This is a genomic window from Rheinheimera nanhaiensis E407-8 (assembly GCF_000296695.1).
Classification (GTDB): Bacteria; Pseudomonadota; Gammaproteobacteria; order Enterobacterales; family Alteromonadaceae; genus Alishewanella; species Alishewanella nanhaiensis.
This window is the reverse complement of the sequence record NZ_BAFK01000016.1, coordinates 69,653-89,674: the sequence shown is the minus strand read 5'-3', so window position 1 is coordinate 89,674 and position 20,022 is coordinate 69,653. Positions and strand designations below refer to the sequence as shown.

Below are 20,022 nucleotides of genomic sequence, written 5' to 3'. Positions count from 1 at the left end.
TTGCAATAAGGAACAGCCACGTTTAAATTGATAACACTTTTTTGCAGCAGCCCTGCATAGCACTAGCGGAGACATAAATGAGCGAACATATTTTACAGGTTTCAGATGACAGTTTTGAAGCCGACGTACTAAAAGCCGACGCCCCGGTTTTAGTCGATTTCTGGGCAGAGTGGTGTGGTCCTTGTAAAATGATTGCGCCAATTTTAGATGACGTGGCAAAAGATTACGCTGGCAAAGTGACAGTGGCGAAAGTGAACATCGATCACAACCCGAACACACCACCTAAATTTGGTATTCGTGGTATCCCAACCCTGCTGTTATTCAAGAACGGCCAGGTGACAGCGACTAAAGTGGGCGCACTGTCTAAAACTCAGTTAAAAGAGTTTCTCGATAGCAACATCTGAGCAATCTGAAAAAAGGCGTATTTTTATACGCCTTTTTCTCTCTCAGCGCTGGACGCACCTGTCCTCTGCTGCTATTGTGTAGCCAATAAAACGTTCTAAACCACGCTTGTCTGTCGAAAAACCACTTCCAAACCTTATTTTATCGAACCGATAAGCATTACCCTGTTTTTATTTCAACAAGAAACCCATCAATATGCATTTAACAGAACTAAAACTGAAGCCGATTAGCGAGCTGGTTGAATTGGCTGAGTCTATGGGCCTAGAAAATATGGCCCGCCTGCGCAAACAGGACATCATTTTCGCCATTTTAAAATCCCACGCCAAAAACGGTGAAGAGATTTACGGCGATGGCGTACTGGAAATCCTGCAGGACGGTTTTGGTTTTCTGCGCTCTGGCGACAGCTCTTACTTAGCCGGCCCGGATGATATTTATGTATCGCCAAGCCAAATCCGCCGCTTTAACCTGCGCACCGGTGACAGCATTTCCGGCCTTATCCGGCCCCCGAAAGAAGGCGAGCGTTACTTTGCCTTATTAAAAGTTAACGAAGTTAACTTTGGCCGCCCGGAGCAGGCGCGCAACAAGATCCTGTTCGAGAACTTAACGCCACTGCATGCCAATTCACGGTTGCGGATGGAGCGTGGTAACGGCAGCCGCGAAGATATCACCGCCCGGGTGCTGGATTTAGCCTCACCTATCGGTAAAGGCCAGCGCGGCTTAATCGTCGCACCACCGAAAGCCGGTAAAACCATTTTGCTGCAAAATATTGCCCAGTCGATTGCGGCTAACCATCCGGACTGTGTGTTAATGGTATTGCTGATTGACGAGCGGCCGGAAGAAGTAACCGAGATGCAGCGCCTGGTAAAAGGCGAAGTTATCGCCTCAACCTTCGATGAACCGGCCAGCCGCCACGTGCAGGTTGCTGAGATGGTAATTGAAAAAGCCAAGCGCCTGGTAGAGCATAAAAAAGACGTCATTATTCTGCTCGATTCGATTACCCGTTTAGCCCGCGCTTACAACACTGTTATTCCAAGCTCAGGCAAGGTATTAACCGGCGGTGTGGACGCCAACGCCCTGCACAAGCCGAAGCGTTTCTTTGGTGCCGCGCGTAATGTCGAAGAAGGCGGCAGCTTAACCATTATTGCTACTGCGCTGGTAGACACCGGCTCGAAGATGGACGAAGTGATTTACGAAGAGTTTAAAGGCACCGGTAACATGGAGCTGCACCTGTCACGTAAAATTGCTGAGCGTCGCGTATTCCCGGCCATCGACTTTAACCGTTCAGGCACCCGCCGCGAAGAGCTGCTGGCCTCACCGGAAGAGCTGCAAAAAATGTGGATCCTGCGCAAAATTCTCAACCCGATGGATGAAACCGAGTGTATGGAGTTCCTGATTGACCGTCTGCTGATGACCAAAACCAACGACGAGTTTTTCGAAGCGATGAAACGGCAAAAAAGCTAAGCCCAAGCCAGCGAAACCAGAGAACCGGCCCCAGTGCCGGCTTTTTCTTGCCGGCTATGGCCTGTTAACGCGTATCCGCGGTTTGATAACTCAGCCGGATTTGCTCCAGCTGCGGGCTTAGCCGCTGCCAGGCCGCATCATCCAGCCAACGCCGCATGGCCGCCTGATAGTCAGCACTGCGCCACAGTTGTTGTAATGCTTTATCAATGGCAGCTATCGCCTGCTGCCCGGCTTTACCGGTGGTGCAGCTAACATAAGACACGTTGGCAATATCAGCACCCACTATAGCACTATGCTGCAGTGCTACCGGCTGCGCCAGTAAACTGTTGTAATACCGCATCCGCTCGGGGTATTCAATCACGTAATCTACCCGGCCACTTTGCAATAACTGGGCAGCATTTAACTCGCTGGTAAAAGTCTGACTGGTTAAGTTTGATGCAGGCTGCTGTATGGCTTGCATCACCACCGGTGGATAATAACGGTTTGGCTGATAAGCGCCTACCAGCTGGGCCTGTTGTGCCAGCTGGTTAATCTCCAGCGCATCCGCACCGGCCTGCGCCAGGCCAGGGTGAGTGGCCAGATGCACCACCGCTAAGGCAGGCCCCACTGCCAGCGGGGTTGAAAACAATCTACTGGCCGCCCGTTGCGTCGAATACAAGGTGCCTATCGCACAAAAACCGGGCAGTTGCTGTAAAAATAGCTGCTCTACTCTGGCCAGGCTGACTAAGCGGCTTTGATGCTTGAACTCTGGTAATGCTGCCATCAGCTGTTGCTGTAATAAATCAAAAGTCCCCTGGCCCTGAAAGGGCCCACTGACAATTTGATGCGGTGGCCAGTCGGTTTGTAACCAGGTAATTTGGGGCGCCGCGCTTACCTGCAGCGTAAAGCTGGCACTGAGCAAAAATAATAACGCACGCATTAGCATTAGCTGGCCCCGCAGTTGTGTTACCTAACTCTAGTCAACCGCAGGGGCTGCCGTCAATTAACCAACGATATGATGTACCAGTGGATAAGGCGCAGTAGCCTGGGTTGTTATGGTCAGTGCCTGCAAATATTCCGCTACCGCAACTTTCGCCGCTTCTGTGCTGGCAGCATGCACTTTGGCCAATACATCGCCTTGTTGCACTTTCTGCCCCGTGGAGGTGATATGACTAAAACCCACTGCCGGGTCAATCTGCTGGCTGGGGTGCGAGCGACCACCGCCTAAACGTACCACTGCCATGCCCAAGCCTACTGTGTCGGTATAGTGCAGATAACCGCTGTGCGGCGCAACAATGTCCTGCACTACCGGCGCCGTTGCCAGATACTGCTGCGGCTGTTCCAGTAAATTCGCCGGGCCGCCCAGTGCCGATACCATTTTGGCAAATATTTCTGCCGCCTTACCCGAGCTTAAACTGTGCTCAAGTGCAGCGATAGCGCGCGCTTTATCCTGATATAAGCCACCGAGCATCAGCATATTGGCGCCCAGCTCCAGCGTTACCTGATGTAAACGCGGCTCACGGTATTTACCGGTTAAATAATCCAGTGTTTCCAGCACTTCCAGCACATTACCGGCACTAGTGCCTAAAATTTGGTTCATATCCGTCAGTAAGGCACGGGTGTTTACGCCGGCACCCCTGGCGACATTAACAATGCTGTTAGCCAGCGCAGAGGCGTCATCGACGCTACGCATAATGGCACCGTTACCAATTTTGACATCCATCACCAGCGCATCTAAGCCCTCTGACAGCTTTTTCGATAAAATCGACGCCGTAATCAGCGGAATGGATTCAACGGTGGCGGTCACATCCCGGATGGCGTATAGGCGCCGATCAGCCGGTGCCAGCTCGCTGCTCTGGCCAACAATCACACAGCCAAGTTGTGGCAACAGTTTACGGATGGTGTCCAGTGACTGGGTGCAGCTATAGCCGGGAATAGTCTCCAGCTTATCAACTGTACCACCGGTATGGCCCAAACCACGGCCGGCGATACTGGGCATAAAGGCGCCACAGGCGGCTACCATGGGCGCCAGCATTAAGGTCACTTTATCGCCGACGCCACCGGTGCTGTGTTTATCCACTACAGGGCCATTTAATTTGCCCTGCCAGTTCAGCACGGTGCCGCTATCGCGCATCGCCAGCGTTAACGCCACAATTTCATCAACACTCATGCCGTTTAAATAGATCGCCATCGCCAGCGCCGCTACCTGGCCTTCGCTGAAACTGTCGTCGGTTAAACCTCGGACAAACTGCTGAATTTCCGCCTGGCTTAGGGTATTGCCATTACGTTTGGTTTTAATAATTTCCTGCGGGATCATGCATTAAGCTCCAACTTTGCTGCTGTTGGCTAAATAAGTAGGGGTAAAAGCGGCCGGCAATAGTTCACCTAAGGTCCACAGCTGTTGCTGCTGTAAATGATTACAGCTGGCCACTGGCGCGTCCGGGCTGAAGAATTCGGCAATCACCTGACGACAGATACCGCAGGGCGGAGTAAGCGCAGGTTGTGGCGTATATACCAGCAGTGCGCGGAACTTGCGCTCGCCGGCCACCACGGCAGCGGCTATGGCATTGCGCTCAGCGCATACGGTGCCGCCGTACGAGGCGTTTTCAACATTGCAGCCGGTGTAAATGTTGCCACTTTCAGCCAGCACGGCAACGCCGACCGGAAATTGACTGTAGGGCGCATAAGCCTGCGCCGCGGCTTGTTGTGCTGCGCTTTGCAGCGCTGGCCAGTTAATGTCGCTCACTGGTTAAACTCATGTTAGTAATGGGCATACAGTGTTACTGTGAAAAGCGGCAACGTCAAGCCTGCTGCGGCTGACGCCGGCGCGAATAAGGCTTATAATAGCGTCTGTTTCAGTTTGGAAAGACACTTTGCAAGCGATTAATTATCTGGCGGGCTATCCGGCCAGCATACAACAGCAGGCTACTGAATTACTTAACAACGGTAAGCTGGCGCAGTATCTGCACAGCAAGTACCCGCAACCACACCAGATCCAGAGCGATAAAGCGCTATACAGCTATGTTAACGAGCTAAAAAACGACTTTATGCGCAATAGCCCGCCGCTCAGCCTGGTGCGCTACGACAGTAAACTGAATATTATTAAACAGGCGCTGGGCATGCACACCTTTGCCTCGCGCGTGCACGGCAGCAAATTAAAGGCGCATAACAGCATTAGCATAGCGGCATTGTTTAAGCAGGCGCCGGCTGAGTTTTTACGCATGATAGTGGTGCACGAGCTGGCGCACTTTAAACAAAAAGAACATAACAAAGCGTTTTACCAGTTGTGCCAGCATATGGAGCCGCAATACCACCAACTGGAACTGGATACCCGGCTTTGGTTGCTGTGGCGGGATCTTAGTACAGCAGACATGCAATCTTAACCTAACAAAGAAAACTCATCCGCATCCAGATGCGCCGGAAATTGCTGCCGGTATTGCCGAAGCGCGGTTAAATCCAGCGCGCCCGTTAATACACCGGGCTGTTCAGGCGCCAAATCGGCCAGCGGCTGGCCCAGGTAATCGACAATTAAACTATCGCCGCGATAAGCCACCTTATTGCCATCGATGCCGACCCGGTTACAGCCCAGCACATAAGCCTGGTTTTCTATCGCCCGTGCCTGCAACAAAGTGCGCCAGGCGTGGCTGCGCGCCGCCGGCCAGTTGGCGACATAGAGCGCGACATCATAATCATTGCGGTTGCGGCTAAATACCGGGAAGCGCAGGTCATAACAGACCTGTAGCAAAATGCGCCAGCCACGATACTGCACCAGTACCCGCCCGGTACCGGCCTGATAAGCCTGCTGCTCGCCGGCCATACGAAACAAATGCTTTTTATCGTAAAAGCTGACATCGCCCTGTGGCGTGACAAAATAGCAGCGGTTGACACAGCCGCTGGCAAGACGCGTCGCCACCGAGCCAACGATCGCAGCGCCCAGTTGCTTTGCCTGCTGGATTAACCAGGCCAGCGTTTCGCCTTCTGGCTCGGCTATGTCGTTGCTTTGCATCGAAAAGCCTGTACTAAACATCTCCGGCAGCACAATAAGATCTGCCTGGATAGGCTTTAACTGTGCAGCCAGTTGCTGCCGGTTAGCCGCAGCGTCATGCCATACCAGTTCGGTTTGCAGCAGCGCCACCCTAAGCTCAGTTACAGTTTGCATAACACCTCCGCCGCCGCTTGCAGCGTAGCCGGCTGTTTGGCAAAACAAAAACGAATAATACGGCTGTCCGGCGGCGTCTGATAAAACACCGACAGCGGAATCGCCGCCACTTTATGCTCAATGGTCAGCCAGCGGCAAAAGGCCACATCATCCAGCTTGCTTAGCGCACTGTAATCAACCAGTTGAAAATAAGTGCCCTGACAGGGCAATAAACGAAAGCGGCTAGCCGCCAGCAAAGCGGCAAAACTATCGCGTTTTTGCTGATAAAATGCAGCCAGCCCCAGCACCTGTTCACGGTGTTCTGCCAGCATATCGGCAATGGCATATTGCGCCGGGGTAAAGCTGGAGAAGGTGACATACTGATGGATTTTACGAAACTCGCTACTTAATGCCGCCGGCGCCACACAATAACCCAGCTTCCAGCCGGTAACATGAAAGGTTTTACCAAAAGAAGACACAATAAAGCTGCGCTGTGCCAACTCTGCAAAGCTATTAGCACTATGCCTGGGCGCGGCGTCAAACACCATATGCTCATACACTTCATCGCTGATGCAGTACAAGTTATGGTTAACCACCAGACTCTGCAAAGCCTGCCAGTCTGCATTGCTAAATACCATGCCACTGGGGTTATGCGGGCTGTTAACAATAATCAGCTTGGTACGGGCAGTTATCGCCTGCGCTACCTGCTGCCAATCTACCCGGTAATCCGGCGCCTGTAGCGCGATGTGCACTGCCTTGCCACCATTTAAGGTTATCGCCGGCGCATAACTATCATAAGCCGGGTCAAACAGGATCACCTCATCACCGGCCGCTACCACAGCGCTTATCGCCACCAGCAACGCCTCAGTAGCACCACTGGTTACCGTTACTTCCTGCTGTGGGCAAACGCTGCGGCCATAGCAGTACTGCAGCAAGGTGGCGATGTGTTCGCGCAGCGGCAGAATGCCCGGCATAGGCGCGTACTGGTTATAGCCGTGGCTGGCATAGTGCGCCAGGCGGTTTATCAGCACGTCGCTGGCAGCAAAATCCGGAAAACCCTGAGATAAATTAATCGCTTGCTGCTGAGCAGCCAGTTGCGACATCTGGCTGAAGATAGTGGTGCCAACGGCGGGCAGTTTGCTGGTCAATGACATAAGGCAAGAAAAAGTTGCGAAAACCGGCTTGAATGCTATCATTTAGCCCGTTTTATGTGTAGACATCTAAACGTTTGAACGTATAGCAATCAGGTTTATTAACGATGAATAACACCGCCCAGCTGCATCAGCTTAACCCCAATGCCATTGCGTTATGCGCGCTGGGCCGTTGGATCGCCAGCCGGCATTGGGTACCCGCGACCGGCGGCAATTTTTCCATCCGCAGCGGTGAGCACAGCGCGCTGGTTACCGCTTCAGGTAAAGATAAAGGCGAGCTCAGCCCACAGGACTTACTGCCGGTCAGCTGGCAGGATGGCACTCTTAGCTGCCCGGGAAAGCCCTCGGCCGAAACCGCGCTGCACGCCCAGCTCTATCAGCTGGAGCCACAAATTAAAGCCGTGCTACATACTCATTCGCTGCAGGCTACCGTGTTTTCGCGCCTTATCAACGACGATAGCTACCTGTTCTCTGGTTATGAGATGCAAAAGGCCATTAGCGGCCATAGCAGCCACGATACGCCCTGTGCACTGGCAGTGTTTGACAATACCCAGCATATCCCGGCGCTGGCAGAGCAAGTGCGACAGCGCTGGCAACAGCAGCCGTTAAACTGGGGCCTGTTGGTACGCGGCCATGGCCTTTATGTCTGGGGCCGCAGCCTGGAAGAGGCAAAAAGGCATTTAGAAGGCTGGGAGTTTCTTATAAACTGCGAGCTTGAGAGGTTAAAACTAACAAGGTAAACCGTGAAGTACTCTGCCATTATCACCGATATTGAAGGCACCACCAGCCGTATCAGCTTTGTTACACAAGTACTGTTCCCCTATGCAGCGCGCCAGCTGCCGGCATTTATGCAGCAGCATGCCAGCGAGCCGGCCGTTGCTGAACAGCTGGCCGCCTGCCGCAACCTGATGCAACAACCTGATGCCAGCCTTGATGCCATTATTGCGCAGTTGCAGCAATGGATAGCGGAAGATAAAAAAGCCACACCGTTAAAAGCGCTGCAAGGCATGGTGTGGCAGCAGGGCTACCAAAATGGCGCTTTTACCGGACATGTCTATCAGGATGTGTTCGATGCACTAAGCCGCTGGCAACAGCAGGGCATTAAGCTGTATGTCTACAGCTCGGGATCGGTGCAGGCACAGCAATTATTATTTAAATACAGTGATTTTGGCGATATGACGCCGCTGTTTAGCGGCTACTTTGATACCCGCATCGGTGCCAAACGCGAGATGTCTTCTTATGCCGCCATCTTGCAGCACTTGCAGCTGCCACCCAAGCAGGTGCTGTTTTTATCCGATGTGGTGGCCGAGCTGGATGCCGCTGCGCCGCTGGGTATCGGCACTATGCAGTTAATCCGCGACGGCCAGGTAGCCGGCAGCCATACCATAGCGCATAACTTTAACCAGGTTGAGGAGCTGATCGCATGAGTGAACTGACGGTCTTTAGTAGCGATAATCCGGCGCAGCCACTGCTGCATACCAGCAACAGCCATGACATTCAGCAGCAGTTGCAGCTGGCCGGTGTGCGCTTTGAGCAGTGGCAGGCCACAGCGCCGGTTAGCGCCGACAGCAGTAGCGCGCACATTCAGGCCGCTTACGCCACCGATATTGCCAGGCTACAGGCCGAAGGCGGTTATATGACAGTGGATGTGATTTCGCTAAGTGCCAACCATCCGGATAAAGCGGTATTACGGCAGAAGTTTCTGGCCGAACATACCCATAGTGAAGATGAAGTGCGGTTTTTTGTCCGCGGCCAGGGCTTATTTTGCCTGCATATCAACGGCAAGGTGTACCAGGTATTGTGCCAAAAAAATGATTTAATCAGTGTGCCGGCCGGCACCAGCCATTGGTTTGATATGGGCAGCGCGCCGGAATTTACCGCTATCCGGCTATTTAACAACCCCGAGGGCTGGGTGGCCAATTTTACCGGCAGTAACCTTGCCAGCCGCTTCCCGTTATTGCCTTAAGGTGTGCTAAGCGCACCAACAGAGTGCAACATCAGCAGCAACTGGCTGGCGATAACCCCATAAACTAAAATAAGATCAATTAATTAACTACGGTGCTTGCGCTGGTACTGCTTTTGCTTATCCTTGTCATATTCTGCTGCCATACTGTGGCAGCATGCTTTTTTGCCTCAGAGCTGGAAAATTATGTTACCACTGCACACCCCGATGCGCGGCCTGCGTTGTTTTTGCGTCGCTGCCGAGTGCCTCAGTTTTAAAGAAACGGCGAAAAAGCTGTACTTAACGCCGTCTGCGGTTAGCCATCAGATCCGCCAGCTGGAAGAAAACCTCAACCTCAGCCTGTTTGAACGCAAAACCCGCGCCGTGGTGTTAACCGAGGCAGGCAAGCGCTTTTATCAGGCCATAGCACCACAGATGGAGCAATTAGCCGCCACTATCGCCGAATTCAGTCAGGCCCAGCGTATGCTGGAGGTCAGCATTTCAATGCCGGAATTTTTTGCCAGCGAGCTGTTTGTCCCTAAGCTGATTGGCTGGTCAGAGCAATACCCGAACATTAACCTGACGCTGGAAACCATTAAGTCACGCCGCGACAGCCCAAAATATACCGACTTATCCATAGTGTTGTCCGGCAAGCGGCCAGAGCAAAAGCAGGTGTATGACTTGTTTCCAATAAGCTACATTCCGGCCTGTAACCCGCAGCAGTACCAGAAATGGCACAGTAAAGGCTATCGCATACTGGAGCAGGTGCCGCTGATTTTGCACCAGGCACGGCCACACGCCTGGCACCAGTGGGCCGAGCACGTGGGTTATCATAACTTTGCGCCCAAGCAGATTATTCAGCTGGACAGCATGTTTAGCGTAGCGCGCGCCGCCCAGCAGGGCTTGGGCGTGGCGTTAATTCCGCTGCCAATCAGCGCCGGCTGGTTTAGTAACGGCAGCCTGCAACGCTTATTTGAACAGGAACTGCTCAGCCGCGACCGCTACTACCTGGTGCGCCATGATGATGACCCAAACCGGCAGGAAATACAGCTGCTGATTGACTGGGTGTTGCAAAGTTTTCATGTTAACCAATAGGGTGCAACTGGAAGTCGCTGATGTTAGTAGCGTCGCTTTCGCCGTCTAGGTATCGCAGCTGTTTGCCGGGGTAGAACCGCTGGCTTTCAGCTCTGTTGCCGGGTAACCGGCAGCTTTTAATGCATCAATAATGTCGGCAGTGGTAAGGTTGCTGCTGACCCTGATGCTGTGCTCTGCCAAATCAGCCTCAACTTTGGCATCACTTTGCAGACTCACAATGGCTTTAGTGACCCTGCTAACACAGTGGCCACAGGTCATACCGTCGATATGAAACTTCATCATACTTATCTCCTGTTGTCAGTTCGTCATACAGGCTAAAGCTTGCCACTGTAGTACAGTCAAGTAGCAGAGTGAAAATTATAAAAGCTGTTTGACCTTGCCATAACGGTAAGGTTTAGCCTGGTTAGACCTGATAACATTCATCAACCCGGAGTCCATACTATGGCAGCAACTATGAAACTTGCAATTAAAGGTATGACCTGTGCGTCCTGTGTGCAACGGATTGAAAAAGCGCTACTGGCCGTACCTGGCGTAAAATCGGCCAGCGTTAATCTGGCAACAGACACAGCAACTGTGGACGGCAATGCTGGTTTTAACGATCTCAGTGCCGCGGTGTCTGCCGCTGGCTATGAGCTGCAGACCATGCAGCGGCAGTTTACCGTTAAAGGCATGACGTGCGCATCCTGCGCCGGCCGGGTAGAGAAAAGCCTGTTGCACGTGCCCGGCGTCACCAGTGCCACAGTGAATCTGGCGACAGAGCATGTCAGCATCACCCTGTTACCGGCGACTGAGGATAGCGCACTGCAACAGGCTGTCGCTGCTGCGGGTTATGAGCTGGTGCCCGACCAAACCGCTGTTAACTCAGGCGAAGCACAGAGCAAGCAGCCGTTTTATCGCCATGACAGTTGGCCGGTAATTGGCGCCACAGTGCTGACACTGCCATTAGTATTACCGATGGTTGGCCTCTTGTTTGCTGCAGATTGGATGCTGCCCGCGCTGTGGCAGTGGCTGTTGGCCACACCGGTACAGTTTTATTTTGGTGCCCGCTTTTACAAAGCGGCCTGGCAAGCGCTAAAAGCCAAAACCGGCAATATGGATCTACTGGTATCAATTGGCACCAGTGCGGCCTATGGTTTATCACTTTATCTTTGGTATAGCTTTGACGGTCACCATGGTGGCCCGCATTTGTATTTTGAAAGCAGTGCCGCTGTACTTACCCTGGTCTTGCTGGGGAAGTTTCTGGAAAAACGCGCCAAACAGCGCACTACCGATGCGTTAAAAGCGCTGGAAAACTTAAAACCCACCTCAGCCACTGTCTGGCGTGATAATAAGTGGCAAAGCATTGCCGCTGCAGAGCTGAAACAAGGCGATAAAGTTAAAGTGTTACCCGGCGGGCGCATCCCGGCAGATGGTGTTGTCACCAAAGGCGACAGCCATGTCGATGAAGCGCTGATCAGCGGTGAGAGTATTCCGCTACATAAAACCGTGGCTGACAAGGTTACCGGCGGCGCGGTAAACCTGGATGGCGTGCTGGAATTTGACGCCTCAGCGGTGGGCGCAGAATCGACATTGGCCAAGATCATCCGTTTGGTCGAACAGGCACAGGGGGCTAAAGCCCCGGTACAGGCGTTAGTGGATAAAATCAGCAGTCTCTTTGTACCGGCGGTGCTGTTAGTCGCGGTTGTCACGCTGCTGGCCTGGGGTTATCTGTTTAATGATTGGACCCAGGGTATTTTAAACGCCGTGGCTGTGCTGGTTATTGCCTGTCCCTGTGCGCTGGGCCTGGCCACACCAGCGGCTATTATGGCAGGCACGGGTACGGCCGCCCGCCATGGTATTCTGGTAAAAGATGCGCTGGCACTGGAGCAGGCGACAAAAATCGACTACGTCGTGTTTGATAAAACCGGCACCCTGACAGAAGGCAAGCCTGAACTGATGCAAGTCACAGCACTGCAAGGCAGTGACGCTGAACTCGTCGCGCTGGCGTATGCATTATCAGACAACAGCGAGCACCCGCTGGCTAAAGCCGTAGTAAATTATGCGCAAGCACAGCAGATAGCTTTAACAGAAGCCAGCGACTTTACCCTGGTAGCCGGCAAAGGCGTACAAGCCAGCGTCGGCAAGCGGCAGCTGCTGCTGGGTTCAGGCAACTGGATGCGTGAGCTTGGGCTGACACTGCCCAGCGACCAAATCCGCATTCAGGGCGCATCGGTCTCCTGGCTGGCGGAGATAAAACACCAAACTACCGAACTGATTGGCCTGCTGTGCTTTGCTGATAAAGCCAAACCAGAAGCCAAAACAGCGGTACATCAGCTGCAACAAAACGGCATTAAAGTCGCCATGCTGACCGGTGATTCAAAAGAAAGTGCCAATTACATTGCCAAACAACTGTCACTGGATAATGTGCAGGCCGAAGTGCTGCCACAAGGCAAGGCGCAGGCCGTGGCCGCTTATCAGGCACAAGGTTTTAAAGTGGCGATGGTAGGTGATGGCATTAACGATGCCCCTGCGCTGGCGCAGGCCGATCTGGGTATTGCCATGGCCAGCGGTACCGAAGTTGCCGTCAGCGCCGCTGCCATTACGCTGATGCGCGGCAATCCGCAGTTAGTGGCCACAGCACTGCGGCTGGCCAGTGCGACTTATCGCAACATCCAGCAAAATCTATTCTGGGCCTTTGCCTTTAATACCATAGGTATTCCGCTGGCAGCGCTGGGCTTTCTTAACCCTGTTATTGCCGGCGGCGCCATGGCGTTTAGCAGTGTGCTGGTGGTCAGTAACGCACTACGCTTACAACGCATGTCATTTAAATAACGAGGGCTGAGCATGGCAACATTACTCACTATCGGGGCTGCCGCAAAAGCCAGTGGTTTAACGGCAAAAATGATCCGGCATTATGAACAGAGCGGCTTGCTACAAAAACCGCCACGTACCGATGCCGGTTACCGGCTGTACAACTCACAACAGTTACAACAACTGAGCTTTATTCAGCAGGCGCGCAGGCTGGGGTTTTCACTGAGCGAAATAGGCTCATTACTACAGCTATGGCAAGATCCTGCCCGCGAAAGCCGCGCTGTAAAACAGCTGGCCGAGCAGCATCTGGCCGATATTGCGGAAAAAATAGCTGAATTGCAGAACATGCAGCAGTTGTTGCAGCAACTGGCAGACAGTTGCAGCGCCGACAGCTCACCAGATTGCGCCATTCTGGCCGCGCTGGCGCCTGCTAACGGCTTAAAATAAAACACCCCGCAAAGCGGGGTGTTTATCAGCCAGGTTATCCTAGAACGGAATATCGTCATCAAAGTCGATTGGCGGTTCCATCGGCGCGCGCTGTTGCGGTTGGGCCGGTTGCTGGTAACCGCCTTGTGGCTGTGCCGGGCGCTGCTGATAACCGCCCTGCTGTTGCGGTGCTGCCTGTTGAAAACCAGCTTGTGCCGGTGCCTGATAGGCCTGTTGTGGTGCTTGCTGTTGGTAGCCACCCTGCGGCTGAGCCGGTTTTTGATAACCGCCCTGCTGGCCACCACCCATGCCACCACCTTGCGGCTGGCCATCACCGCGGCCGTCTAACATTTGCAGCTCGTTGGCGATAATTTCGGTGGTGTAACGCTCTACACCGTCTTTATCCTGCCATTTACGTGTTTTTAGCTTGCCTTCAATATACACCTTGCTGCCTTTACGCAGGTACTCGCCGGCAATTTCGGCCAGACGCTGGTAAATCACTACACGGTGCCATTCGGTTTGCTCTTTTTTCTCGTTAGTGGCTTTGTCGGTCCAACTTTCTGAGGTCGCTACCGTTAAATTAGCCACTGCGCCGCCTTGCGGCATATAGCGCACTTCCGGATCGGTGCCCAGGTTACCAATCAGTATTACTTTATTAATGCCACGCGCCATGCGAATTCTCCTAAAATGTTAAGCCCCGGCCGCGGCGATCATCGCCTGCGCCTGCGCTGGGTCATAGTCTGCTGCACTGACTTTCAGATAACAGCGCTGTTCGGCCAGAACAATGGTTACTTCCTGCACCCCTTGCAGCCTGGTAAGCTGCGCCGCCAGCCGGTTAGCCTGTTCGGCATTAAGTACCGCTACACTAAGTGATAAACGCTGAGCGCGTGGTGGTAACTGCAGGGTGCCGGCAATTAGCAGCCATATTAAACCAATAACCGCCAAGGCGGCAAACACTGACTGGTAGCTAAAATGTTGCAACAGGGCACCGCCCAGCACACCGCCTAAAAAGGCACCGAAAAACTGGCTGCTGGAATAAATGCCCATGGCGCTGCCACGCTGGCCGGCCGGCGCAATGCGCGACACCAGCGCCGGCAGGCTGGCTTCTAAAAAGTTAAAACCAATAAAAAACAGCAATAAAGCGCCAGTCAGTGGCCCAAAGCCGGGCATCAGCAGCGCCAGTAACATAGCAACAATTAACAGGGCTATCGCCAGCAGAAAAAAGCCTTTTTCCTGCGCTTTGCGCATAGCGGTAATCATCATCGGGATCATCAGCACGAACGAGCCCAGCAGCAACGGCAGATAAAACTGCCAGTGTTGGGTTGACGCCAGGCCGTATTGCAGTAACAGCATTGGCAACACCACAAACATAGCGGTAAGCATCAGATGCAACAGCAGCACACCGGCATCTAACTGCAACAACTGGCGATGTTTTAGCACCGCCAGCAGGCTTTGCGGCAGTGCCAGGGTTTCGGCCATCGGCGCTTTACTCACACTGCCTGGCAGTAAAAACGCCACCAGCAGCATAGCGCCGCAAGCCAGCAAGGCGGTAAACCAGAACACACCACTTAAGCCGGCCCATTTTGCCAGCAAGGGCCCCAGCACCATGGCGGCAGCAAAACTTAAGCCGATACTGGCGCCGATAATCGCCATTACCTTAGGCCGCTGCTCTTCACGGGTCACGTCAGCAGCAAATGCCAGTATTGCCCCGGCAATGGCGCCAGCGCCCTGTAACACCCGGCCAAAGGTCACCAGATACACCGAGTCAGCCAGCGCGGCGACGACTGAGCCCAGTGCAAACAACGCCAGGCCGCCCAGCATCACCGGTTTGCGGCCAAGGCGGTCAGATAACCAACCTAAGGGTATTTGCAGGATTGCCTGGGTTAAACCGTAGGCGCCAATGGCCAGGCCAATCCACAATGGTGAAAAGCCCTGCAACTGCTGACCATAGAGGGCAAACACCGGCAATAGCATAAACAGCCCCAGCATGCGGCTGGAAAATACCAGTGCCAATGCCAGGGCAGAGCGTTTTTCAAGGGAATTTAACTGATGCATTAAACTCACAGCAAAGCGTTTAAATTAAGCGCGCCAGTGTAGCACAGAACCAGCGCGCTTTAAGCAGTTGGCTTGCAACTGTGACAGTTTATGCCGCACTTACTGCTAATTGCTGGCTTTGCCGGTGAAATAGCCCTACCGACAGCAGCAGCAGGCTAAGCGGTAACAGGCTTAAATAAAATGCCGTCTGGCCATCGAAACTGGCAAAGGTGTAGCCGGTTATCATAGAGCCGGTGGTACCGCCCAGTGCTGAAAACACCACAATAAGCCCGGTCATTGGTGCGTGTTGGATCTTGGGCAGCGCACTTAACATCACCGAGTTAATTACCGGGTAAATGGGCGCCATAAAGAGGCCAATTAGCGGGAACAGGTAAGCCGCCAGCGGCGCAGTGAGCAGGTTAACGTCAGCATTGTGCGCGATATCCCGGGTTAATGGCAGCGTAAGCAGGATCAGCAGCGCCATAGCAATCAGGCAACTGTTTAGCAGCCAGTACCAGGACAGTTTCTTCAAGATAACCCCAGCCGAAATGCGGCCCAGCGCTAAGCTGGCGGCAAAAATGCTGGTTAATTGCACACTGAGCTGGTTTGGCAGTTGTAGCACCTCGTTATTAAAGGTCGGCAGCCAGCTGCCAATACCCTGCTCAATTAACACATATAAAAACGCTGATAGCACAAACACAAATACCAGCGGTTTATACACCAGTTGCAGCATGGCGATAAAATCCTGCCGCAGCGCCCGGGTTGGCGGTAACACCAGCTTAGGAAAGGGCGTGCTGCTGAGCAGCAGCAAATTGGCGACACACAGCAGCGCCAGCAACCAGTACACCTGCAACCAACCGCCTGATTGCGGCGCAGCCGGATCCATAAAGGCGGCAAACAGCCAGTAGCCCGACAACACGCCGAGCATAAAGCCGCCTTCAATAAAATTCAGCAAAGAGGCATGTTCGGCTTTGGTGTGGGTAACCATGCCAATGCTGGCGTACACCGAGACTTTGACCAGCGCAAAGCTGGCCCCGACGGTGAAAAACAGCAGCTTGGTGGTCCAGAATGCCGGCAATAGCGGCATCGCAATACAGGCCAGTGTCACCAGCATTAATGCCAGCTGTAGTGCCAGCTTGTAACCCAGCCGCGGCAGAAAAGAGGCGATGACAAAAGACACCACCGCAATAGGAATATCTTTAAAGCCTTCCAGCACACTGGCGGCTTCTTTACTGATTTGATAAGTGTGGATCACCTGCAAAATCACGGTGCCTACACTGTTGAGCAAAATGGCAAATACAAAGTAGGTCAGCAGCAAGGATAAGCGGATACGCATAGTGGCCATATTGTTGTTCTCTTTTTGGCTGTTTAGTACAGCGCCTGTTATTTAACCCTGTTGTCAGTCAATTTGCTGACATTTTGTACTATAGCGCGGTTTTGCCGCATATTGCAATCGATTGCAAAAGCTGTATATTAAGCTTATTTACAGCCAGACAAGCGGGTATGCTTTATGTCGTTACAACCTCACGCCGCCGTGCGGCCCCTGACTACCGAGCCCTGGACGCTCACCGACAGCCATTATCAGCCACAGCATCTGCTGCTGCAGGAAACCCTGCTCAGCCTGGGTAATGGTTATATCGGCAGCCGCGGCACCTTGGAAGAAGGTGCGGCAGAGGGTACTGCCAGCTGTGAGGGCACCTATTTAAACGGCGTGTACAGCAGTGAGCCTATTCATTATGGTGAGTCTGCTTACGGCTTTGCCAAGCATAACCACAAGATGCTGCAGGTGGCTAACGGCAAGCAGCTTAAGCTGAGTATCGACGGTGAAGCCCTGCATGCCAAAACCGCTGTTAAGCACACACGGCAACTTGATTTACAGTACGGTGTACTCAGCCGGCATACTGAATGGCACAGCCAAAGCGGCAAACAGCTGCGCCTGCAAAGCCGCCGCTTTGTATCACAGGCCAACCCGCATTTGCTGGCGATAGAGCTGACACTGACGGCAGTGAATTTTTCCGGCGAGGTGGTGCTGCAAAGCGATCTGGATGCCGCTTATCCGGGCTTCTACAAAAAAGACGACCCAAGGGTGGGGGAAATGTCGATTGCCGACAGTTTAACCCTGCTCAGGCAACAGTTTAGTGATGACAACAGCCTGATGTTGCACCGTGCCAGAGGCGCTCATTTTATCGTGGCGGCAGCAACAAGCCATCTGCTGCCAGACAGCGCCAGCTTACTGGCGCAGGACAACACAACCGCCAATATACTTAGCCAGCAATTTGCACTGAAACTGGTACAAGGTGAAGCACAAACCCTGTACAAGCTGGTGATCTACTGCCACAGCACGGACATTGAGGCGGGCGACACCCTGTCGCAACAAGCGCTGAGTTTGCTAAGCAGTGCCCGGCAACAGGGCTTTAACCAGCTGCTAAGCGAACATCAACTATGGTGGCAGCAATACTGGCAGCAGGCCGATGTGGGCATTGAAGGCGATGTAGCACTGCAACAAGCGATGCGTTTTAACCTGTTTAGCCTGGCGCAATCGGCCGGCCGTAATGGCCAGAGCAATATCGGTGCTAAAGGCTTAACCGGGCCGGGTTATGACGGCCATTATTTCTGGGATACCGAAATTTACGTGGTACCGGTGCTAAGCCTGATACAGCCACAGATTGCCCGCGCCCTGCTAAGCCAGCGGTATAGTCAGTTAGATGCGGCGCGGCAGCGCGCCCGGCAGATGTCACACAGTCAGGGTGCACTGTACCCCTGGCGCACCATAGGCGGTGAAGAGTGCTCGGCCTATTTTCCGGCCGGTACCGCGCAGTACCATATTAATGCCGCTATCGCTTATGCCATTCGCAGCTACTATCTGGCCAGCGATGACTGGAGTTTTATGCAGCAAATGGGCGCGGAAATGCTGGTTGAAACCGCCCGCCTCTGGCTGCAACTGGGCTTTTTCTCAGCGCGCAGCGGCAAGTTTGAAATTCATATGGTGACCGGGCCGGATGAGTATTCGGCGCTGGTGAACAATAACTTTTACACCAATGCCATGGTGCAGTTGCAGCTAAGGTTTACGCTGCAGATCGTTGCGAAGCTGCAGGCAGAGCAACACCCGCTATTGCTGCAACTAGGGGTAACAGACGCCGAATTACGCCAATGGCAACAGGCAGCCGACAGCATGTATTTGCCCTTTGATGACAAGCTGCAAATACATGCCCAGGACGACAACTTTTTAAGCCGCAAGCCATGGGATTTTGCCAACACGCCGACCGACAAATACCCGCTGCTACTGCACTATCATCCGTTGGTGATTTACCGCCACCAGGTGTTAAAACAGGCCGATGTGGTGCTGGCGCTACTGCTGCTGGACGATGCCATTCCCCAAGCGCAAAAGCAGCGCGACCTGGCCTATTACGAGCCACTCACCACCCATGACTCCAGCTTATCCAGCTGTATTCACAGCATAGTGTTTGCCGAAACCGGCGACACGGCGCGGGCACATGAGTTTTTTGGTGACAGCGCCCGCATGGACCTGGATAACCACCATGGCAACACCGAAGTGGGCGTGCATATTGCCTGTATGGCCGGCAGCTGGCTGTCGCTGGTCATGGGCTTTGCCGGTGTGCGCTCGCGCGCCGATGGCCTGCACTTTAACCCGCAGCTGCCCGCTCAGCTGCCGGGCCTTTGTTTTCGCTTAAATTATCGCGGCCGGCTGCTGCAATTTAGTGCCGACCAGCAACAGGCCAGTTATACGCTTGTCAGCGGCGAGCCATTAACGCTATTTCACTGCGCGCAAGCGCTGACACTGAATGAAGGTGAAACACTCAGCCGGGTGATAGGAGAGTGCTTATGAGTTGCCGGGCGGTGATTTTTGATCTGGACGGTGTGTTAACCGACACCGCCATTTACCACTTTTATGCCTGGAAGGCGTTAGCCGATGAGCTGGGCATTAATTTTACCGAGCACGATAACGAGCAGCTAAAAGGCGTTGACCGCTTAGGCTCGCTACGCTGGATCCTGCAAAAAGGTGGCTTAACGCTAAGCGAGGCCGAAGAAGCGCGGCTGATGCAGCAAAAAAACGCCCATTACCTTGAGCTTATCGACCATATAACACCGGATAACCTGTATCCCGGTGTGACAGCGTTATTTACTCAGCTAAAACGCCACGGCATAAAAATTGGTCTGGCTTCAGCCAGTAAAAATGCCGCCTTTGTGGTTGAGCGCTTAGGTATAGCGGCGCAATTTGATTATATTGCCGATGCAAATCAGGTGCTAAACAGTAAGCCGGATCCGGAAGTGTTTTTACTGGCCGCGAAGGGGCTGGCGGTAGCGCCTCAGTATTGTATCGGCGTGGAAGATGCGCTGGCCGGCATAGAAGCGATTAACCGCGCCGGTATGAAAGCCATCGGTATTGGTGATGCCAAAGTGCTAAGTGGGGCTATCAGAGTGTATCCAGCTGTGAAAGCTATAACGCTTGAAGAACTTCTCAGTGTCTAAGGTCCGAGTGGCGGTTAGCATTGCTGACGGGGCGACACAGAGTGTCTGAGCCCTGCCGTAGGCATAAGGGCGAGTTGCTGTGGCGAGCCCGACGGCAATGGTAACGCAAGCCA

Annotated in this window: 20 protein-coding genes; 11 read left to right on the top strand and 9 right to left on the bottom strand. The window is 53.4% G+C overall.

Annotated elements, in window-relative coordinates; genetic code table 11:
- Positions 1 to 77 precede the first annotated feature (77 nt).
- Complete coding sequence (trxA, locus tag RNAN_RS13280) at positions 78 to 404, top strand: thioredoxin TrxA (RefSeq protein ID WP_008222599.1); 327 nt, start codon at positions 78 to 80, stop codon at positions 402 to 404.
- Between the two features lie 193 nt (positions 405 to 597).
- Positions 598 to 1,863, top strand: coding sequence for a transcription termination factor Rho (gene rho / locus RNAN_RS13275; protein WP_008222597.1), 1,266 nt, complete (start codon positions 598 to 600; stop codon positions 1,861 to 1,863).
- Positions 1,864 to 1,927: 64 nt separating this feature from the next.
- Here rho and RNAN_RS13270 read toward each other — a convergent pair whose 3' ends face one another.
- The 3 genes from RNAN_RS13270 to RNAN_RS13260 form a co-directional block, all read right to left on the bottom strand.
- Positions 1,928 to 2,782 (bottom strand): transporter substrate-binding domain-containing protein, encoded by an 855-nt coding sequence (locus RNAN_RS13270; RefSeq protein ID WP_008222595.1) that lies wholly within the window; start codon positions 2,780 to 2,782, stop codon positions 1,928 to 1,930.
- A gap of 63 nt (positions 2,783 to 2,845) precedes the next feature.
- Positions 2,846 to 4,159 (bottom strand): thymidine phosphorylase, encoded by a 1,314-nt coding sequence (gene deoA / locus RNAN_RS13265; protein ID WP_008222593.1) that lies wholly within the window; start codon positions 4,157 to 4,159, stop codon positions 2,846 to 2,848.
- A gap of 3 nt (positions 4,160 to 4,162) precedes the next feature.
- Complete coding sequence (locus RNAN_RS13260; protein WP_008222591.1) at positions 4,163 to 4,588, bottom strand: cytidine deaminase; 426 nt, start codon at positions 4,586 to 4,588, stop codon at positions 4,163 to 4,165.
- Between the two features lie 127 nt (positions 4,589 to 4,715).
- Between RNAN_RS13260 and RNAN_RS13255 the strand changes: the two genes are divergently transcribed.
- Positions 4,716 to 5,225 (top strand): M48 metallopeptidase family protein, encoded by a 510-nt coding sequence (locus RNAN_RS13255; protein ID WP_008222589.1) that lies wholly within the window; start codon positions 4,716 to 4,718, stop codon positions 5,223 to 5,225.
- Here RNAN_RS13255 and RNAN_RS13250 read toward each other — a convergent pair.
- Positions 5,222 to 6,001 carry an amidohydrolase gene (locus tag RNAN_RS13250; RefSeq protein ID WP_008222587.1) on the bottom strand — a complete coding sequence of 260 codons (780 nt, stop codon included), beginning with the start codon at positions 5,999 to 6,001 and terminating at the stop codon, positions 5,222 to 5,224. The genes RNAN_RS13255 and RNAN_RS13250 overlap by 4 nt on opposite strands.
- A complete protein-coding gene (locus RNAN_RS13245; protein ID WP_008222585.1) occupies positions 5,989 to 7,134 on the bottom strand; it encodes a methionine aminotransferase in 1,146 nt (381 codons plus the stop codon). Before RNAN_RS13245 ends, RNAN_RS13250 begins: the two co-directional genes overlap by 13 nt.
- Positions 7,135 to 7,238: 104 nt before the next feature.
- On the opposite strand from RNAN_RS13245, the gene RNAN_RS13240 reads away from it, so the two are divergent.
- The 4 genes from RNAN_RS13240 to RNAN_RS13225 all read left to right on the top strand — a co-directional run bounded on the left by RNAN_RS13240 (position 7,239) and on the right by RNAN_RS13225 (position 10,168).
- Positions 7,239 to 7,871 (top strand): methylthioribulose 1-phosphate dehydratase, encoded by a 633-nt coding sequence (locus RNAN_RS13240; protein WP_008222584.1) that lies wholly within the window; start codon positions 7,239 to 7,241, stop codon positions 7,869 to 7,871.
- A gap of 3 nt (positions 7,872 to 7,874) precedes the next feature.
- A complete protein-coding gene (gene mtnC / locus RNAN_RS13235) occupies positions 7,875 to 8,558 on the top strand; it encodes an acireductone synthase (protein ID WP_008222583.1) in 684 nt (227 codons plus the stop codon).
- A complete protein-coding gene (locus RNAN_RS13230; RefSeq protein WP_008222582.1) occupies positions 8,555 to 9,097 on the top strand; it encodes a 1,2-dihydroxy-3-keto-5-methylthiopentene dioxygenase in 543 nt (180 codons plus the stop codon). Before mtnC ends, RNAN_RS13230 begins: the two co-directional genes overlap by 4 nt.
- A 183-nt stretch (positions 9,098 to 9,280) precedes the next feature.
- On the top strand, positions 9,281 to 10,168 hold the full coding sequence (locus tag RNAN_RS13225; RefSeq protein WP_040552157.1) for a LysR family transcriptional regulator: 888 nt from the start codon (positions 9,281 to 9,283) through the stop codon (positions 10,166 to 10,168).
- A 45-nt stretch (positions 10,169 to 10,213) separates the two neighbouring features.
- Here RNAN_RS13225 and RNAN_RS13220 read toward each other — a convergent pair whose 3' ends face one another.
- On the bottom strand, positions 10,214 to 10,450 hold the full coding sequence (locus RNAN_RS13220) for a heavy-metal-associated domain-containing protein (RefSeq protein WP_008222580.1): 237 nt from the start codon (positions 10,448 to 10,450) through the stop codon (positions 10,214 to 10,216).
- A gap of 171 nt (positions 10,451 to 10,621) precedes the next feature.
- On the opposite strand from RNAN_RS13220, the gene RNAN_RS13215 reads away from it, so the two are divergent.
- Both RNAN_RS13215 and cueR read left to right on the top strand, forming a co-directional pair.
- On the top strand, positions 10,622 to 12,979 hold the full coding sequence (locus RNAN_RS13215; RefSeq protein WP_237739924.1) for a heavy metal translocating P-type ATPase: 2,358 nt from the start codon (positions 10,622 to 10,624) through the stop codon (positions 12,977 to 12,979).
- A gap of 12 nt (positions 12,980 to 12,991) precedes the next feature.
- The gene (gene cueR, locus RNAN_RS13210; protein ID WP_008222578.1) at positions 12,992 to 13,405 is read left to right on the top strand and encodes a Cu(I)-responsive transcriptional regulator; all 414 of its coding nucleotides are present in this window, start codon (positions 12,992 to 12,994) and stop codon (positions 13,403 to 13,405) included.
- Positions 13,406 to 13,444: 39 nt separating this feature from the next.
- Here cueR and ssb read toward each other — a convergent pair whose 3' ends face one another.
- From ssb to RNAN_RS13195, 3 genes are all read right to left on the bottom strand, one after another.
- A complete protein-coding gene (gene ssb / locus RNAN_RS13205; RefSeq protein WP_008222576.1) occupies positions 13,445 to 14,056 on the bottom strand; it encodes a single-stranded DNA-binding protein in 612 nt (203 codons plus the stop codon).
- An 18-nt stretch (positions 14,057 to 14,074) separates the two neighbouring features.
- On the bottom strand, positions 14,075 to 15,439 hold the full coding sequence (locus RNAN_RS13200; protein ID WP_008222573.1) for an MFS transporter: 1,365 nt from the start codon (positions 15,437 to 15,439) through the stop codon (positions 14,075 to 14,077).
- An 88-nt stretch (positions 15,440 to 15,527) separates the two neighbouring features.
- Positions 15,528 to 16,763, bottom strand: a complete 1,236-nt coding sequence (locus RNAN_RS13195) for an MFS transporter (protein WP_008222572.1) — start codon at positions 16,761 to 16,763, stop codon at positions 15,528 to 15,530.
- A gap of 165 nt (positions 16,764 to 16,928) precedes the next feature.
- On the opposite strand from RNAN_RS13195, the gene RNAN_RS13190 reads away from it, so the two are divergent.
- Both RNAN_RS13190 and pgmB read left to right on the top strand, forming a co-directional pair.
- Entirely contained in the window at positions 16,929 to 19,265 is a 2,337-nt protein-coding gene (locus RNAN_RS13190) for a glycoside hydrolase family 65 protein (protein WP_008222570.1), read from the top strand.
- Positions 19,262 to 19,909, top strand: a complete 648-nt coding sequence (gene pgmB, locus RNAN_RS13185; protein WP_008222569.1) for a beta-phosphoglucomutase — start codon at positions 19,262 to 19,264, stop codon at positions 19,907 to 19,909. Before RNAN_RS13190 ends, pgmB begins: the two co-directional genes overlap by 4 nt.
- The last annotated feature ends 113 nt before the right edge of the window (positions 19,910 to 20,022 follow it).

Coding starts and splice junctions, on each gene's coding strand:
- trxA (WP_008222599.1), top strand. CDS start 78: ATGAGCGAACATATTTTACAGGTTTCAGATGACAGTTTTGAAGCCGAC.
- rho (WP_008222597.1), top strand. CDS start 598: ATGCATTTAACAGAACTAAAACTGAAGCCGATTAGCGAGCTGGTTGAA.
- RNAN_RS13270 (WP_008222595.1), bottom strand. CDS start 2,782: ATGCGTGCGTTATTATTTTTGCTCAGTGCCAGCTTTACGCTGCAGGTA.
- deoA (WP_008222593.1), bottom strand. CDS start 4,159: ATGATCCCGCAGGAAATTATTAAAACCAAACGTAATGGCAATACCCTA.
- RNAN_RS13250 (WP_008222587.1), bottom strand. CDS start 6,001: ATGCAAACTGTAACTGAGCTTAGGGTGGCGCTGCTGCAAACCGAACTG.
- RNAN_RS13245 (WP_008222585.1), bottom strand. CDS start 7,134: ATGTCATTGACCAGCAAACTGCCCGCCGTTGGCACCACTATCTTCAGC.
- RNAN_RS13240 (WP_008222584.1), top strand. CDS start 7,239: ATGAATAACACCGCCCAGCTGCATCAGCTTAACCCCAATGCCATTGCG.
- RNAN_RS13230 (WP_008222582.1), top strand. CDS start 8,555: ATGAGTGAACTGACGGTCTTTAGTAGCGATAATCCGGCGCAGCCACTG.
- RNAN_RS13225 (WP_040552157.1), top strand. CDS start 9,281: ATGTTACCACTGCACACCCCGATGCGCGGCCTGCGTTGTTTTTGCGTC.
- RNAN_RS13220 (WP_008222580.1), bottom strand. CDS start 10,450: ATGATGAAGTTTCATATCGACGGTATGACCTGTGGCCACTGTGTTAGC.
- RNAN_RS13215 (WP_237739924.1), top strand. CDS start 10,622: ATGAAACTTGCAATTAAAGGTATGACCTGTGCGTCCTGTGTGCAACGG.
- cueR (WP_008222578.1), top strand. CDS start 12,992: ATGGCAACATTACTCACTATCGGGGCTGCCGCAAAAGCCAGTGGTTTA.
- ssb (WP_008222576.1), bottom strand. CDS start 14,056: ATGGCGCGTGGCATTAATAAAGTAATACTGATTGGTAACCTGGGCACC.
- RNAN_RS13200 (WP_008222573.1), bottom strand. CDS start 15,439: ATGCATCAGTTAAATTCCCTTGAAAAACGCTCTGCCCTGGCATTGGCA.
- RNAN_RS13195 (WP_008222572.1), bottom strand. CDS start 16,763: ATGGCCACTATGCGTATCCGCTTATCCTTGCTGCTGACCTACTTTGTA.
- RNAN_RS13190 (WP_008222570.1), top strand. CDS start 16,929: ATGTCGTTACAACCTCACGCCGCCGTGCGGCCCCTGACTACCGAGCCC.
- pgmB (WP_008222569.1), top strand. CDS start 19,262: ATGAGTTGCCGGGCGGTGATTTTTGATCTGGACGGTGTGTTAACCGAC.